This is a genomic window from Streptomyces sp. NPDC043812, assembly GCF_056436245.1.
Genome location: NZ_JBWKCY010000036.1, coordinates 1 through 16,700, shown reverse-complemented (window position 1 = coordinate 16,700; position 16,700 = coordinate 1). Strand labels below are relative to the sequence as shown.

Sequence of the window (16,700 nt, the reverse complement as noted above, 5' to 3'; positions counted from 1 at the left end):
CCCGCCCAGGCGGGACGGCCCGGCCAAGAAGCGGACATGACTGTGCCTTCGATACCGCGGCTCCGCGCCGCTCACCGCCCCAAGAGGGGTTGGACACGCCGCATCGCGGCGCTGACCGGGCTCGCGTTGCTGCCCGGTCTGCTCACTCCTGTTGCGTTCGCCGCGGACGGCCCGGATCCGTTGGGCAGGCCGAAGGTGAATCATCGCCCGGACAAGGTCTCTGACCTCACGATCACGCCGGACCCCAAGGCGGCGGCACGCTCGAGGAAGGCCGAGGCGGCTGAACGGGCTGCCGTGGCGCGGGCGGCCAAGGACCAGGCACGAACAGTCACCTGGCCCACCACCGGCCAGGCCACCCTCACCATGAAGGACGGCACGGAGACTGCTACCGGGGCCCCTGGACGGCTGCCGATCACTTTTGCCGCCCCCGCTCCTCTCCAGGGCAAGAAGACCAAGCCGAAGACCGCTGCCAACATCACCACCCGCGTCCTGGATCGGAAGCAGACGGCTGCTCTCGGTATCAAGGGCGTGGCCCTTGCCGTAACTGGCCCTGCTGCCGGTGGCAGCGCTCGTATGGGTATCGACTACTCTGCCTTTGCTTCCGCTTACGGCGGTGACTGGGCCGGCCGTCTTGAGCTGCGCCGGCTGCCTGCCTGCGCGCTGACTGAGTCCGCGAAGGCATCATGTCGCGCAGGCAAGGCTGTGCCGTTCACCAACGAACGCAAAGACGAGAGACTCACCAGCGAGCTGACCTTCGCCCCGGCTGCAGAATCCGCGCGCGACCGGGAGGCGAAGACCGCCGTCCCATCGGGGCAGACGATGGTGCTTGCGCTGGCGGCCGGTACCAAGTCCGGCGGCGGCAACTACAAGGCCACCCCGCTCGCCTCGTCCTCGAGCTGGGAAGCTGGGGGCTCCGCCGGCACCTTCACCTGGTCCTACCCCTTGCGCGCCCCCGCGACAGCGGCCGGCCCCAAGCCCGGCCTGAGCATCTCCTACAACTCCGGCAGCATCGACGGCCGCACCGCCACGACGAACAACCAGGGCAGCCAGGTCGGCGAGGGATTCGACCTCGCCTCCTCCTACGTCGAGCGTAAGTACGGCGACTGCGATGATGACGGCCAAACAGACAAGCACGATCTGTGCTGGAAGTACGACAACGCCTCCCTCGTCCTGAACGGTCAGTCCACCGAACTGGTCAAAGACGACACCACAAATCAGTGGCGCCTGAAGAACGACAACGATTCCAAGGTCATCCACACCACAGGTGCCGGCAACGGGGACGACGACGGTGAGTACTGGACCGTCATCACCGGCGATGGCACCCACTACGTGTTCGGCAAGCACAAGCTTCCCGGCTGGCGCTCCGACAACCCCGCAACCACCGGCACTGACCCGGATCCCACCACCGACTCCACCTGGCTCGTCCCCGTCTTCGGCGACGACGCTGGTGAACCCGGCTACAGCAAGGGCGGCACGTTCGCCGACCGCTCCGCCGTGCAGGCCTGGCGGTGGAACCTCGACTACGTCGTCGACACCCGCGGCAACGCCATGTCGTACTACTACGGCAAGGAGACCAACTACTACGCGAAGAACGGCGCCGCCGCTCCCAACAGCGCCTATACGCGCGGCGGCTACCTCAAGCGCATCGAGTACGGGCAGCGCTCCACGAGCCTGTTCACCACCCCGGCCGGACAGAAGCTGACGTTCCTCTACTCCCAGCGCTGCACCGCCGCCGACTGCACCTCGCTGACCGAGGACACGCGCGACAACTGGCCCGACGTTCCCTTCGACACCATCTGCACCTCGACGGCCGACTGCTCGGCCAACGTCGGCCCCACCTTTTTCACCCGCTACCGCCTGACCACGGTCCACACCTACGCCTGGGACGCAGCAGCAGCAACTCCGGCCCATACGCCGGTCGACACCTGGACACTGAAACACCAGTATCTGGACCCTGGTGACACCGGCGACAGCGGCGACGAGTCCCTGTGGCTGGACGAGATCAAGCACACCGGCAGGCTCGGCGCCGACCTCTCGCTCGAGCCGGTGAGATTCACACACGAGATGCGGATGAACCGCGTCGACGACCCGGCTGACAACATCCTGTCCCTTGAGCGGCCGCGCCTGCGCCAGATTGTTTCCGAGACCGGCGCGCGGACAGAAGTCGACTACATGCCGGAAGACTGCATCGCCGGCCAGACCATGCCCAAGGTCGACGAGAACACCCGCCGCTGCTACCCCGTCTATTGGTCGCCCAACGGGGAAGAGGTCCCGATTCTCGACTGGTTCCAGAAGTATCCCGTCAGCGGAGTCCGGACCTATGACGAGAAGGGCGGCTCCGACGCGGTCGCCCACACTTACCAGTACTCCGGCGGCGGCGCCTGGCACTACAACGACGACCCGTTCACCCCGGAGAAAGAGCGCACCTGGTCCAGCTGGCGCGGCTACGAAAAGGTTACCCACCTCACCGGCAACACCGGCTACCCCGACCGCCCGCAACTGAAGACCGTCAACATCTACATGCGCGGCATGCACGGTGACCGCGTCCTGGGCGCCGACGGCAAGACACCGGACAAGGACAAGCGCACGACGGTCTCAGTCACCGGAATCACCGCCCCAGAGACCACAGACCACGACCAGTACGCAGGCTCGGTCCGCGAGAGCGCGACCTACAACGGCGCGGCAGAGGTCAGCGGAACCTACACCAACTACTGGTCGAAGAAGACCGCCACCCAGCACAAGTCCTATGCGGACACTGAGGCCTACATGGTCCGGCCCGCGACAACATACGAGCGCACCACCGTCACCAGCACGCTCCCGGCCACCAGCCGCGTGCGCACCATCGCCCGCACCTACGACGACCACGGCATGGTCGCCACCACCGAGGACCGCGGCGGATCCGCGAGCGGCGATGAGACGTGCAGCCGCACCTGGTACGCCCGCAACACCAACTCCGTGGACCCCGAAGACCCCGCGGACGCCGTCCACATCACGTCGCTCGTCTCCCGTACCCGCACCGTCGCCGCCGTCTGCTCCATTGCTGACACCGATCTCGATCTGCCCGCGGACGCAGCGCGGCCTGGCGACGTCGTTTCGGACACCGCTGCCGTTTACGACGACGCTGCAGCCACCTCCTGGTCCGCGACCAACAAGCCCACCACGGGCAACGTGGTGTGGAGCGGCCGCGCCAAGGGCTACAGCACCGCTGACGTTCCCGCTTGGCAGAAGATCGCCACCACAAATTACGACGCCCTCGGCCGACCGCTGGTTGTCAAGGACACCAACGGCCTGGCCACCGCGACCACGAGCTACAGCCCCGCAGCTGCCGGCCCGTTGACATCGACGACCGCGACAAATGCCAAGGGCCACCAGACGACCACCCAGGTCCACTTCGCCTCAGGCGCACCTGTCAAGGTCACCGACCCCAACAACAAGGTCACCGAGTCCGAGTACGACAGTCTCGGCCGCGTGACCAAGGTCTGGCTGCCCAACCGCATCAAGATCCTGGGCGCCACCCCGAACTACACCTACGACTACAAAGTCCACAGCGTGAACGTGTCCTGGGTTGCCACTGGCACCCTGAAACCCGACGCCTCGGGCTACAACACCACCTACGAGCTTTACGACTCGCTCCTGCGCCCCCGACAGGTCCAGGCACCGTCGCCCGTCGGTGGCCGTCTCGTCAGCCTGACGGAGTACGACGACCGCGGTCTGGCAGTCAGCTCCCAGTCGGATATCTGGGACAACACATCCGTCCCCAAGGGCGACAAGCTGGTGGAAGTCGACGGTGGCCAGGCACCGATCCAGACGGACACCACCTACGACGGCGCCGGCCGCGCCACCAAGACCGTCACCAAGACCCACGGCACCGCCCGGTGGACCACCGAGACCGCCTACCTCGGCGACACCGTCACCACCACCGCCCCCGCCGGCGGCCAAGCCACCGCATCCGTCACCAACGTGCTCGGTCAGACCACTGAGCAGCGCACCTATGGCGGCCCGCAGCCCACCGGTGACGACTTCACCGCCACCAAATTCACCTACACACCGGCTGGTCAGCAGAAGACAATCACCGGCCCGGACCAGGCCAAGTGGTCCTACACCTACAACCTCCACGGCCGTCAGGTCGCGGTGAGTGACCCTGACAAGGGCTCCTCCAGCACGGCCTACAACGACCTCGACCAGGTCATCTCGGCCACCGACGCGGAACAGCGCACGCTGTTGTTCGCCTACGACGAGCTCGGCCGCAAGACCGGCATGTGGAAAACCAGCAAGACCGACGCCAACAAGCTGACCGCCTGGACCTTCGACACCCTGGCCAAGGGCCAGCAAGACACCGCCGTCCGCTACGAAGACGGAGTCAACCAGACCGGCAGCAAGGCCTACACCCAGAAGGTCACCGGCTACGACGGCCTGTACAACGTCACCGCCAACGAGCTGCAACTACCGGCAAGTGATCCGCTCGTCCAGTCAGGCGTCCCCGCCACCCTCCCCTTCACCGCCGGCTACAACGCCGACGGCACCATCAAGAGCCACCGGGAGCCCGCCGCCGCCGGACTCCCCGCCGAAACCGTCTCCTACACCTCCAATGCCCTCGGCGGCCAGATCAAGTCCCAGGGCACGAGTGGCTACCTGCAGGGTGCGCTGTTCACGCCGCAGGGTGACCTGGCCCAACTGACGCTCGGCACCAACGCAACCTCCACGGCCCCGAAGACCCACCTGACCTACTCCTACGAAGCGGGCACCCGGCGCCTGACCGGATCCTCCGTCTCCGACGACGTCCACCCCTACCTCGCGCAGGACCTCAAGATCAACCAGGACGACGCGGGCAACGTCACCTCGATCTTCGACACTGCCACCCAGGGCGGCACCACCAAGGCCGACCACCAGTGCTTCACCTACGACGGCCACCGCCGCCTCACCGAAGCCTGGACCCCCAGGACCGCAGACTGCGCAGCCACCGGCCGCACCAACGCCAACATCGACGGCGCCGCCCCCTACTGGACGTCCTACACCTACAACCAGGCGGGCCAGCGCAACCGCGAGACCCAGCACAAGGCAAGCGGCAACACCACGACCGACCACACCTACGGAACCCCCACCGGCCAGCCACACCCGCTGACCGGCACCACCACCACAACAGCCGGCGTCGCCGTTTCCAAGGGCTACACCTACGACAAGACCGGCAACACCCTCACCCGCCCCGGTGACTTGGAAACGCAAAACCTGTACTGGAACACCGAAGGCAGGTTGGCGACCACCATCGAAACCGCCGACGAGACCGGCTACCTCTACGACGCCTCCGGTGAACTCCTCATCCGCCGCGCCAAGGGCAACGGCGACACTGTCCTCTACCTGGGCGGCATGGAAGTCCGCCTCACCACAGAGGGCACGACCAAGACCCTCTCGGGCACGCGGTACTACACCGCCAACGGCAAGACCATCGCCGTCCGCACGGCCACCGCCGGCACCACCGGCACAAAGCTGGACTTCCTGGCAGCCGACCACCACGGCACCTCCAGCATCGCCCTCGAGGCCGGCACCTACACGGCCACCAAGCGCTACAGCACCCCCTTCGGCGCACCCCGAGGCGAGACACCGGCCAACTGGCCCGACGACAAGGGCTTCCTCGGAAAGCCCACGGATGACACAACCGGGCTGACCCACATCGGCGCACGCGAATACGACCCGAAAATCGGCCAGTTTCTCAGCGTCGACCCCGTGTTCCAGCTCGAACTGCACCAAACCCTCAACGGGTACACCTACGGCGCCCAGAACCCCGTAACCAACGCCGATCCGACCGGAACAAAGATCCCTTGCCAGCCGGCCGGCAACAGCAATGGCAACGGCGGACCAGAAGGCTGCCCCAGCAATGACCCGAATGGAGACGGCGTAACCAGCCCCGGCAACTCGGACAGTAATACAGTCAACGCCGGCGGCACCGCTCCCACCACCAGCACCGGAACCACCTCCAAGAAGGACAGCGGTGGCTGGTGGAGCGACTTCACCGACACAATCGCCGATGAAGGAAAGAAATTTGTATCCTCCCTGTGGGAGACGACAACGTCCGAATTTTCCAACATCGGAAATTGCGTAACCCTTGACGGAACCTGCGGCGCTGCTTTCAGCGAACTCTGGTACCGCCTCCCGATGAACGCACCCCTCGTCATGGTGTCAGGACTCGCGGACCGCAGCACGGAAATAGCAGGAGACTTTGCATCCGGGAAAATCGCCGAGGGCGCTGCCAAAATCACGCACGATGCCGGCGTGGCCCTACTCACTCGCAAAATTCCCGTCAAGGTCGGTGGTAAGCCCAAAAGCAAGGCGAGCACTTGCGATCCGAACAGCTTCATTGGCGGAACCCTAGTAGTAATGGCAGACGGGACTTCCAAGCCCATCGAAGAGCTTTCGATCGGTGATGAGGTCCTGGCCACCGAACCTGAAACAGGCGAGACGGTCATTAAGGAGGTAACAGCCACGATCCTCGGGGAAGGCGAGAAGCATCTCGTCAAACTCACTCTCGACACCAGCGCGACTCAAAGTGCCGAGAGTAGCGAGGACGGAAAGACCTCCTCCGTCACGGCAACAAGCGGCCATCCCTTCTGGGTCCCTGCCCTCCGCAAGTGGGTCGATGCGACAGATCTTCGCCCTGGCCAGTGGCTCCGTACCAGTGCCGGCACACACGTCCAACTCACGGCGATCGAACGCTGGGCAGAGCAGAAAACCGTCTACAACCTGACCGTCGCAGACATTCACACGTACTATGTGCTGGCGGGCGAGACGCCAGTACTCGTGCACAACGTCAACGAAGGTTCGCTCTGCAATGTGACTCTTGGGCCGGCAATAAGGGGCCAGAAAGCAGAAGGAGTGACCGCTGAACGCGGTGACACTGTCCTGGCTCACGAGCAGCGGATGATGAACGAGTTCGGTGACCGAAATGGCTGCGCTTCATGCGGAGCGGCCGAATCGGGATACAAAGACGGTCACTGGACTGGTGACCACAATCCGCCGAATAGGCTCGCGCCCAACGGCCCGTGGACTCTGTATCCGCACTGCAAGGCATGTTCCAAACAGCAGGGCGGGATCGTGCGCACGCTACTCAAGGAGTATTATGACTTCCCGGTGTGGAAACCATGACTGTAGGTGGATTTAATGATGCTGTTCGCCTCGTGCACGACAAGATTCGCCCACGGTCTGGTTGTTGCTGCCGCGCCTGGGAGTGTCGACAACCATGCAGGCTGGGACGCGGCTGCTGATGTAGTGCATGGTGGTCCGGACTCCTTGTTCATCGCGGTGCAGCAAGCCGCCAGTGGTCCGGTGTCAGTCCAATGTGTGCAGGGTCCTTACCAGCCGAGTGGAAAGGTCCTTGTGTACTCAGGGAATCTGACTCTCCCCAAGGCGTCCCTCGAAATTTCGGATCCGAATGAATCGGTGAGACTGCTGATTCCCGTTCCGAATGTAGATAATCGAGTCGACATCTACGGAGACGGAACCGATGAGCCTGATGAGGTAATCATCGTTCTGACGGGTGATGAGTCGTGGTGATCCACAAGCTCTGACGAAGGGACCTGTCCGGCAAGCCGGGCGGTGCGATAACTTCTCATCTCTGCGTGACGCCCTTCGTCTTTGCATAGCGGTGAATCGCCCTCTCTCAGAGCGCAAGAAGCCCCGCCGGATTTCGTTCCGGTGGGGCTTCTGTGCCGTCTGACGGCAACGGTGACGGCAACGTCAGCGTACGACGGCTGCGGTGGGCGGGTCGTCCGGGGCGTCGGTCGAGCTGAGGACGTGGCCGTGGAGTTCCTTGATGACGACGAGATCGACGCCTTGCCCAAGGAGCAGGGTGGCGGTCGAGCGCCGGAGGCCATGGAAGCGGATCGTCCGGAGTACCGCGTTGTGGAGGAGGCGGCGGAAGCGGCGGGTGAGGTTTGGTGGGGTCGAGCGGCCTGAACCGTTCCGGGTTTGATCGAGACTCTAGGTCGTGACTGTGACCTGGGAGTTCGTGGTTTCGCGGTAATACTTGGTCTCGTATTCGGCAGGTGGGATGTGCCCTATTTCACCGTGGAGTCGGCGGTGGCAGTACCAGTCGACCCACTCGGCGGTTGCCAGCTCGACCTCGGAGAGCCTCCTCCAGGGTCGACGAGGCTTGATCAACTCAGTCTTGAACAGGCCGATAGTGGACTCCATCAGGGCATTGTCGTAAGCGTCGCCGACTGATCCGACCGATGCGGCGATGCCCGCCCGGTCCAGGTGCTCGGCGAGCGCGAACGATGTGTACTGTGACCCGGCATCGGAGTGGTGTATCAACTCGCCTTTCCGGTAAGGGTGTTGGTTTCGGTCGCGCTGCCACAAGGCCATCTCGAGTGCGTCCAGGACGAGCCGGGTCTCCTTCGATGTGGCTGCCGACCAGCCGACGATCCGGCGGGAGAAGGTGTCCACGACGAAGGCGACGTAGACGACGCCGGCGAACGTGGTGACGTGGGTGAAGTCGGCGACCCAGCAGCGGTTCGGGGCGGGGGCGACAAAGTCGCGGTCCACGAGGTCCGGGGCCCGTTCCGCGCTCGCGTCGGGGACCGTGGTGATCACCTTCTTGCCGCGGACCGCTCCGGTGATGCCAAGTTCACGCATGAGGCGTTCGACGGTGCAGCGGGCCACCGCGACACCCTGACGGTTCAGGTGCCGCCAGATCTTCCGGGCTCCGTAGACACGGTAGTTGGCCTCGTACGCCTCGGTGATGAGGGTCTTCAGCTCGATGTCGCGGACGGTGCGGGCCGCAGGTGCAGCCTGGCGTTTGTGGTGGGCGTAGTAGGTAGACGGTGCGATCTTGCAGTCGTGGTCGGTCAGAACACGGCAGATCGGCTCGACGCCGCCGAAGCGGTCCCGGTGCTCGTCGATGAACGCTACGAGCGTGTGTGTGGCCGGTCGAGCTCGGCCGCGAAGAAAGACGCCGCGGCCTTGAGGATCTCGTTGGCCCGCTTCAGCTCCGCGTTCTCCTTCTTCAGCCGCTTCAGCTCGGCTGATTCCTCGGTCGTGGTGCCAGGTCGCTGCCCGGCGTCGACCTGGTCCTGCCGCACCCACTTGCGCAGCGTCTCGGTCGTGCCGATCCCAAGCTTCAAGGCGACCGCCTTCATCGCGGCCCACTCGGTGTCGTACTCCGGCCGCACCTCGGCGACCATCCGCACCGCACGACGGCGCAGCTCAAGCGGGTACTGGGAAGGACGTGCCATGACTCGATCCTCTCAAATGATCGAGTCCCTACCGAACCCGGAACGGTTCAAGCGCTACGTCGTCAGCTTGGCCGTTGCTCGCTGCTGACGCCGAGGCGCACAGAGGGCTGGCCCGGGTCCGGTTTGACGCTTCCGCGGCGTCAATCCGGACCGGCTCTTCTGGATGCCACGACGGAGCAGCCGACCGAACCAGCTTGGCAAACCGCGTGCCGTCATTTCTCGTGAACACTCATGGCAACGCCGACCGCCGACTGCTGCTGGAACAGGTCGACAAACGCTGTCGTTGGTTGGAAGTGAACGGAGCCAATGTGTGGGTCAGCGGACCGTGCCATCTCTCAGTTGCCTGGCCCAGTCCAGCAATTCATGTTCGGCCAAGGTGGTGCCCAGCCAGTCGTGGTCGAGGTCGGCTCCTGGAAGGGAGGGTACGACCGCGACGTAGAGTCCGGCAGCACGCGCAGCGGTAATGCCCGTGGCCGAGTCCTCGAACGCGACGGAGTGCTGGGGAGTCGTACCGAGTGCCTCGCATGCTGTGAGATAGACCTCTGGTGCGGGCTTGGGGGAGCGCACTTCGTCGGCGGCGAACGAGTGGGTGAAGTAGTCGGCGAGACCGGCCGACCACAGTGCCGTGTCCAGCAGTTCCCGGGGGCTGTTGCTTGCTACGGCGATGGGTACGGCTGCCCGGCAGGCGCGCACCAGTTCCGCTGCCCCGGGGAGGGCTGCGGCGCCTCGGGAAAGCTCTTTGCGTACTCTTTCGAGGAGTTCGGCGGTGAGTTCGGCGCCGGCGTCGGGGCGCCCGAGGTATTCGGCCATGGCCTTACCAGCGGCTTCCACGGTGCGGCCGATGACCAGGGCTTTCTGTTCAGGGCCGAAGGGATGGCCATGCGCCGCGAAGATGGCCGTTTCCGCAACGGTCCAGCAGGCTTCGGTGTCGACCAACAGGCCGTCGCAGTCGAAGACCACAGCCTCGGCGCTGGTGGGGAGCGTGCCCATGCAAATGTCCTTTCACTTCGGGGGGTGTGCAGGTTGCCCGATCGGTGGCTGTCGGATCGTCTGCGCCGCGTCGACCGGTGGCTTACTGTCCGAGTGCGAGCCGGATGCCGAAGGCGGCGATGACCGTGCCGGTGATGCGGTCGAGGTGGCGGCGGGCCGAGGGGTGTCGCAGGCGGTCTCGGAGCACGTGCGCGAAGGCGATTAGCGCAAAGGCCCAGACGACGGCCAGGAGAATGTGCACACCGGCCAGCAGCACCCCTGGAGCAAGGTGCGAGGCACCGGAGGGGATGAACTGCGGGAGCACCGCAACGTAGAAGGCGCCCATCTTCGGGTTGAGGAGATTGGTCACGACCCCTTGTCGCCAGCCACCGAGCAGGGTGTCGCCGGCACCCGTCCTGGTCCTGGCCTTGCCCCCGGTCTCCGCTGTCCGCGGGCTCTCGCTCGATGGGTGGCGCCAGGTGGCCCACAGCAGCCTGCCGCCCATCCACACCAGGTACGCCGCTCCGGCCCAACGAAGAGTCTCGTATGCGAGGTGAGACGCGGTCAGCAGCGTGGTCACACCGAGCGAGGTGAGCACGCCCCAGACCAGTGTGCCGCTCTGGATGCCGAGGACCACGCCCCACGCGCGACGGCGGTGCCCGAGCGCCGCGGTGCGCAGGATGAGTGCGGAATCCAGTCCGGGAGTGAGCGTGAGGAGTCCCACTATTAGGGCGAAAGTCCCTATTGCATCTAGGGTGATCATGAGTGATCACCCTAGGTCGGGGGCCGTAGAACGTCTACATTTCTGCCCGACATCGGGCAGGAGTTATGGTGTTCGCCTCTGGTTCTACGCGTGGCGCCTCACGGTGACGCGCCTGCGACGCGTCTCAGGCGGTGAGGCAAGCTGATCAGCCTGGACTCCTCTGGATCGAGGGCGTCTACAGCCACGATGGAGCGCATGCGGGCCAGGCGACGCTCTGATTGCCGGGACTCGTCGGTCCGCCATCTCACAATCCGTTCGTGGCACCAGCGCACCGCAAGGGCCTCGGTCTCGCTCAGAGCTCGATCATCCTCGGCGCAGGGGTGGCGGCCGCCGGCGTCGCATCCACGGGCCTTGGCTTCGCCGTGAGCGTGGCCATCATTGTGCCCGGTGAAGTCGTCCTCTTCATCGCGGTCGGCAACCTCCTGACGGATCGCTCCCGCCCATGCCCGAGGCCTCTACAACGGCATCTGGGGCAGCGCCTGGCCGTCGCGGTCATCGTCGGATACCTCTCCACACACGCGCCGAAGGAACTGGCCGCGGCCATCGAAGCCCGTACCTGATCTGCCCCTCCCGTCAGCACCCAGCCAGGAGCACTTCATGCCCCTCCACCCGCAACGCCGCCGTACGTGCCGGTACGGCCCCCGGCACGCAGGACGACCAGCGCATCCGCCGCAACAAGACCATCACGGTCGGCATCTGCGCCTTGATCTTCGCCGTGCTGGCCGGCACGACCACGGTGCTGCTCTTCACCATCAAGGGCTAGCCGAGTCGTGGATCGGAGGTCGTCGACAAAGACGTTCACCCCTTCCGGCGGTCCTCCGGTCCCGCTGCTGTGGGAGGCGATGCGAGAGGAACCAGAGGGCAGCGCCGAAACCGTGGTTCGCCACGGAGGCGATGAGACCGCTCAGCCTTCGGTGAGACAGGACGCTGGCTACGTCACCATCCGGCAAGCTGAGCCGCCGAGGCGCCTACTGCAAGGAACTCCGCGGGATGCATGGCCGCGCGCCATCTTCTTCTGATCGGCCTGACGCACGGCAAGGCCTCGGACCGGCTCGTTAGACGCGGTCGGTCTGGGTGTGTTGGGGGAGATGACGCCGGACGGATGAACCAGGCGCTTTTGATGGGTTTGAGAATTGACGCTCCATCGCACGATGTGAATTCTTGGGCGCATCCCAAGAGCCCGCGTTCATCAGGCGAGGAAGAATGCAATCCATTTCGAAGTGGAGCGTGGTGGCAGCAACGGCGTTGTCGCTCGCGACTCTCGCCGGTTCCGCCTCTGCGTCGCGTGAGCCGTACTCCGTGGACTGGGGTGTGGACGTGAAGCGCAAGGAAGTCATCAGCCTGACGTCTACGGGCACAGGGACCACGGTGGTCGACAATGGCACACCTGGACGCGGGATCGGTGACCAGATCATCATCACTGCGAACCTCTTTCGCGGAGGTGTCAGCTATGGCACCGAGGGCGCAGTGTGCACCCGAGTGGCAGCGCAAACCACTCACTGCACAGGCACTTTCAGCCTTCCCCGGGGGCAGGTGACGTGGCAGCACCTGCAGACCACCCCTGCCGGCGCCCCGCCCAGCGACTTCGATCTCGCCCTCACCGGCGGCACCGGCGCGTACGCCACTGCCCGAGGTCATGCTCACGTCGCCAGCATCTCTGAGTCAGGTGGAGCACTCACCCTCTACCTCGTGCGCTGACCTGGGGTGATGCCCGGGTCAGTGCAGGGACTTGGTGCGCTGGTGGTGCCGGGACATGCCCTGCCGGGAGCGCCGATTCAGTCACGGTGGCGCCTGGCGAGGCTTCGCAGAATCCTTGGGACGGTGGCTCCTGCCGCAAGCGCCGCCAGCGGGACGACGACTGGCCTTTCTTCGAAGCGGACCTCGGCATTCCGCGCCTCCCCGACACCGCGAGAGCGCGTTCGTGGCCACCTCCGGCGGCCACGCGAAAGCGGCTGCCGTGACCGCAGCCAGACGGACGCTCTGACGGCTGGCACCGCATGCTGTCGCCGCCAAGGCCGAGGGCAAGCAGCCTGGCCCCGTCCGCGCAGGCGCAGGCGCCGGCCGGGCAGGTCGTCGATCTGATGGCCGCGCTGAACGAGAGCGTGGCCAAGGCACGTGAATCCCGGGGCGAGGGCGAGTACGCGATCGTGCACGAGTTGCCGAAGCCGAAGAGGACAGCCACCACGAAGCGTGGGGCCTGAAGAAGCGATGCCACCAAATGGGCCGCTGGACGTGCCTGGCGAAGACTACCTTTTCAGAGAAGTCTCCGCGTCATCCGCCCGACGCGGAGAGAGTCTCATTGGGCCGTGCAGGGCCGGATCGCGACGAATTCGGCGTAGTAGTCGCGGTTGGTCTCCGTGAAGGTCGACGGAGGGCACAGGCTGGCGCGGCGGCTCATGTCACGGGCGTCCTGCGGCAGGATGAATCCACCCTTTCGGTAGTCGCGGAGTTTGTTCTCGAAGGCCTTGGCGTAGGCCGGGTGGCGCTGAAGCCGAGTTGCTGCACGGTGCGTACGTTGTCGTAGCTACCGGTGAAGCCAGTGATGAAGCGGGCCTCGCCGAGTTCGACGAACGGCAGCCGGGGTACCAGCCGGCCGGTGCGGTCCTCGGTGATCGCGTTGCCGTTGGCGTCCCGGACGATGGTGTTGTCGCCCGCCGTGCGCAACTGCGTGCTCGTCGGCGGCGGTGACCCCTTGCGGACCCAGTTATGCCCCTGCAGGAAGTGCGCGCGCAGCGCGGGCACGAAGCTCGCCGGGGTCGTCCCCCTCACCGGGAACGGCACGTTCAGCGGGGCGTCCAGCGGGTCCGGAATGTGCGGGCTTCCCGCGACGACGTAGAACCGGTACCGATGAGTCACGATGCCGCGGTCGGTCAGGTTCGTTGAATCGTCGGCTTCCGAATTTACGATGAGCACCTTGCCCTTGTAGCGGCCGGCGGCGATGTCGGCCTGGGGGCGAAGCCCTCCGTGGTGATGGGCAGCACCAGCTCGAGCGCGCCTGTGGCATCGCCGGAATGGACCAGACGCAGGAGCGGATACGAACTGTCGGAGAAGCCCGTACCGTACCGTCGGGACACCTTGCCGACCAGTGGACGCGCGCCGGAAGAGCGGGAGGAGAGTGTCCCGGCGAAGTCCGTGATGATCTCGTCGTCGACCCTGGCTCCGTCCTCTTCGACTCCGCCCTCGATGAAGGTGCCGGGCACCGACGGGTCAAGGATGCGGTTGAAGTCGTGCCCGTTGGGCCGGGTCCGGTCGGAGCCGCCCGCTCCACAACCCAGCGTTGGGGTGCCCAGGCCGGAACCGTGCTCGGTGCCCGGCGGGCGATCACCGGCTTCACACCGAGCGCCTGGAGCAGGCGGCGGTACTTGTCGTGGCCGTAGCCGCGGTCACCCAGGACCGCGTTGGGGCGGTGCGAGGCCGGCCGCGCTTGCCTCGTACCCTGTCCAAGCCCAGCGATCCGCATGCGTGAACCCTGACGGCAAACCGCGGCCTCGACGCGCCACCGCCAACCATGCACGAGCTCGTTCGGGCTCGGTCGAGAACCTCTGACGTCGCCAAGGGCGTGGCAGCTGCCGCCCTCGGGACGACTGGGGGGAATATGCATGTTGCTGTCATGTGCGCGGGACAGCGTCGCCCGAAAGAGGTGTGTCTCGGTCGCACCGCCACGGCTCATTCACGGTCGTGATGCTGTCTGCCGAGCGGAAGCACATGTACGACGAACTGGCGTTAAACCTGTAGTGGGTGAACTCCACAATCCCGCGTCACGCCCTTTCGGCCGAATGTCCTCGTCCCCGATGTCCGAAGCCAGGGCCATCGATGTCATGTTCACGCGATACCTGAGCAACGCTGCAAGTTCCGTAGTCGAGACAAAGGAGACTGTGATGCGTCGCTCAGCAACCAAGGTCGCCTGCGTAGCGGGGGCGGTCGTCGGCGTCGTCGCTTTGACGGCCAGCTCTGCCGGGGCGAGTGAGCCCCGCAGCCTGTACGCGCCCTCCGCCATGGTGCTGACAGTTGGTCAGGGCGAGAGTGCGGCGACAGCGACCGTCGAACGGGCGGTCACCCTCACCTGCGAGCCGACCGCCAGTGGAACCCACCCGGGCGCCGAGGAGGCATGCGCGGACCTGGAACGCGCCCACGGTCAGCCCGCGCTCACGTTAACCGAGGGCTCGGATCGCATCTGTCCGCAGATCTATGCTCCTGTCACCCTCACCGCTGACGGTGTGTGGCAGGGCCACCGCGTCTCGTACGAGCACACCTTCGCCAACTCCTGTGTGGCACGGTCCCGGACCACGCATCTGTTCGCGTTCTGACAACCGGCATTCCAGCCCTCGCAGGGTGGGACGGTGGTGCGATCCCGGAAGGGTTGCATCACCGTCCCCACGCTGCCCGAGGTTACGGCGGCAATGAGGACGCGGGGAGCGAGGGCCCACATGGCAGGCCCGCCTGTCCACGCGGCGTCGGCGGCAGGGGCCAAGGGTGTAGGCGCGATATCCGGGCCCGTCATCCCCCACCTCTGCGGGCCCGTTCGTGGAAGGCTGCGGCCTTCCTTCATAAGGGGTGCGCTTGCGGGCGTTCGGGTGGCAAGGGCCCCTTGCTAGGACGGCCGGATGAGTGAGGTGTGCATGGCCAGGACACGCGAGCCCGGCACTATCCGCACGAGGGGCCTCGTTCGCCTTCCGCGGGTTCTCTTGCCCCGCCCGGGAGGAGGGACATCGGATGGTGCCGCTGCCGCATCAGTGTCGTCGGCGCATTGACTGCCGGCCGGTCGAACTCGACGCTCACGCCCCGGGCTCCTGAACGGCACAGGAATGCCGGCCGGCCGGGCGGCCGTGCACGGTGGGGCCGCGGCGGCCTGTGACCGGTCGACGAGTGGGGGGTACCGTGCGGTGCCCCCCGTTGCAGGGCGTGGATCGCCTGTTGCCCGTCCCCGAGTGGCCCGAGGATGCCTTCGGACGTGATCCGACAAGAGGAAATGACCCCTCGGTGGCCGGCCCGGCGTGGCAGCCGCCGCCCGACAAGGGGCGTGCCGCGCGTGGCAACCACAGCCACTGCTCGGGCGAACGAGCCCAGTCGAACGGGGCGGCCAGGGGCGGGTCATGCCTGCCCCCCGTGCGTAGTGTTGTCCTTTGGGCGGTGACGGCTCGCGGGAATCATCGGCGAAGCGACCCTGCGGGGGAGGGCCCGAGCCCAGTCCTTGAGTCGGCCAGGGGGCAAGCATCGGGGACGCAGCGCGACATCCGGCTCCATCAAGCCGATTCCCCCAGGACCCCGTGGCCCGTGCGGTACCCCGTGCGCGACTCCGTCCCGGCGGTCCGCCAGACGTTGCTCCTCCGAGCGCAAAGGGCCCAAGTCTTCCCGAACCCTCGTGTTCGACACGGGAACAGAAGCAGGGTTCACATCTCCTCATCCGAAGTTCCTTGGACGTGAAGGAATCACGACCGTCATGGGCATGAGAAGGTCCTGGCTGGTTTCTGCGTCGAACTGCAGCCAGGCACGCCTCACATGCATGAAATCCATGGCATGAGCGCATCAATGAGTCACCTTTGACGGCTGGAGATGTTCCGGCCGAGGGTCCACCCCCCACGGAACCTGACGAGGAGACCCAACTCCATGGCAGCTCATAAGCGCAGCAACCGTCGTATGAAGCTGACGGCGGCCATAACGGCCGTGGCAGCCGCAGCCGGTGTAACGCTTCTCAACACGTCCTTCGCCGGTGCTGCCGCGCCCGCCGAGGGCAAGATCTACGG

General features: G+C 65.8%; 12 protein-coding genes and 2 pseudogenes. 7 read left to right on the top strand and 7 right to left on the bottom strand.

From position 1 onward, the window contains the following. The first annotated feature begins 36 nt into the window (after positions 1 to 36). Complete coding sequence (locus AC067Z_RS34690) at positions 37 to 7,137, top strand: polymorphic toxin-type HINT domain-containing protein (protein ID WP_478793617.1); 7,101 nt, start codon at positions 37 to 39, stop codon at positions 7,135 to 7,137. Between the two features lie 15 nt (positions 7,138 to 7,152). Further along, on the top strand, positions 7,153 to 7,545 hold the full coding sequence (locus AC067Z_RS34685; RefSeq protein WP_478793616.1) for a hypothetical protein: 393 nt from the start codon (positions 7,153 to 7,155) through the stop codon (positions 7,543 to 7,545). Positions 7,546 to 7,728: 183 nt separating this feature from the next. On the opposite strand, the gene AC067Z_RS34680 is transcribed toward AC067Z_RS34685, so the two are convergent. From AC067Z_RS34680 to AC067Z_RS34665, 4 genes are all read right to left on the bottom strand, one after another. After that, positions 7,729 to 7,875 (bottom strand): hypothetical protein, encoded by a 147-nt coding sequence (locus tag AC067Z_RS34680; protein WP_478793655.1) that lies wholly within the window; start codon positions 7,873 to 7,875, stop codon positions 7,729 to 7,731. 96 nt (positions 7,876 to 7,971) lie between these two features. Beyond that, a protein-coding gene (locus AC067Z_RS34675; RefSeq protein ID WP_478793615.1) for an IS3 family transposase occupies positions 7,972 to 9,224 on the bottom strand; the annotation gives its coding sequence in 2 pieces (ribosomal slippage) (positions 7,972 to 8,942 and positions 8,942 to 9,224; 1,254 coding nt in all). Positions 9,225 to 9,539: 315 nt separating this feature from the next. After that, positions 9,540 to 10,214, bottom strand: a complete 675-nt coding sequence (locus AC067Z_RS34670; protein ID WP_478793614.1) for an HAD family hydrolase — start codon at positions 10,212 to 10,214, stop codon at positions 9,540 to 9,542. A gap of 82 nt (positions 10,215 to 10,296) precedes the next feature. After that, positions 10,297 to 10,956, bottom strand: coding sequence for a LysE family translocator (locus AC067Z_RS34665; RefSeq protein WP_478793613.1), 660 nt, complete (start codon positions 10,954 to 10,956; stop codon positions 10,297 to 10,299). Positions 10,957 to 11,213: 257 nt separating this feature from the next. Here AC067Z_RS34665 and AC067Z_RS34660 point away from each other — a divergent pair, with 257 nt between their 5' ends. From AC067Z_RS34660 to AC067Z_RS34650, 3 genes are all read left to right on the top strand, one after another. After that, complete coding sequence (locus tag AC067Z_RS34660) at positions 11,214 to 11,516, top strand: hypothetical protein (protein WP_478793612.1); 303 nt, start codon at positions 11,214 to 11,216, stop codon at positions 11,514 to 11,516. Positions 11,517 to 12,159: 643 nt separating this feature from the next. Then, positions 12,160 to 12,654: a hypothetical protein gene (locus AC067Z_RS34655; protein ID WP_478793611.1), complete on the top strand. Its 495-nt coding sequence runs from the start codon at positions 12,160 to 12,162 to the stop codon at positions 12,652 to 12,654. Positions 12,655 to 12,953: 299 nt separating this feature from the next. After that, positions 12,954 to 13,157, top strand: a complete 204-nt coding sequence (locus tag AC067Z_RS34650; protein ID WP_478793610.1) for a hypothetical protein — start codon at positions 12,954 to 12,956, stop codon at positions 13,155 to 13,157. Positions 13,158 to 13,350: 193 nt separating this feature from the next. Here AC067Z_RS34650 and AC067Z_RS34645 read toward each other — a convergent pair whose 3' ends face one another. The 3 genes and pseudogenes from AC067Z_RS34645 to AC067Z_RS34635 all read right to left on the bottom strand — a co-directional run. Then, on the bottom strand, positions 13,351 to 13,869 hold the full coding sequence (locus AC067Z_RS34645; RefSeq protein WP_478793609.1) for an alpha/beta hydrolase domain-containing protein: 519 nt from the start codon (positions 13,867 to 13,869) through the stop codon (positions 13,351 to 13,353). Beyond that, a complete protein-coding gene (locus tag AC067Z_RS34640) occupies positions 13,857 to 14,156 on the bottom strand; it encodes a hypothetical protein (RefSeq protein ID WP_478793608.1) in 300 nt (99 codons plus the stop codon). The genes AC067Z_RS34645 and AC067Z_RS34640 overlap by 13 nt, the downstream gene beginning before the upstream one ends. Positions 14,157 to 14,215: 59 nt before the next feature. Then, a pseudogene (locus AC067Z_RS34635) lies at positions 14,216 to 14,391 on the bottom strand (IS5/IS1182 family transposase); the annotation flags it as partial. 443 nt (positions 14,392 to 14,834) lie between these two features. Between AC067Z_RS34635 and AC067Z_RS34630 the strand changes: the two are divergent. Both AC067Z_RS34630 and AC067Z_RS34625 read left to right on the top strand, forming a co-directional pair. Further along, a complete protein-coding gene (locus AC067Z_RS34630; RefSeq protein ID WP_478793607.1) occupies positions 14,835 to 15,263 on the top strand; it encodes a subtilase-type protease inhibitor in 429 nt (142 codons plus the stop codon). A 1,300-nt stretch (positions 15,264 to 16,563) separates the two neighbouring features. Then, positions 16,564 to 16,700, top strand: a pseudogene (locus tag AC067Z_RS34625) (S8 family peptidase); the annotation flags it as partial.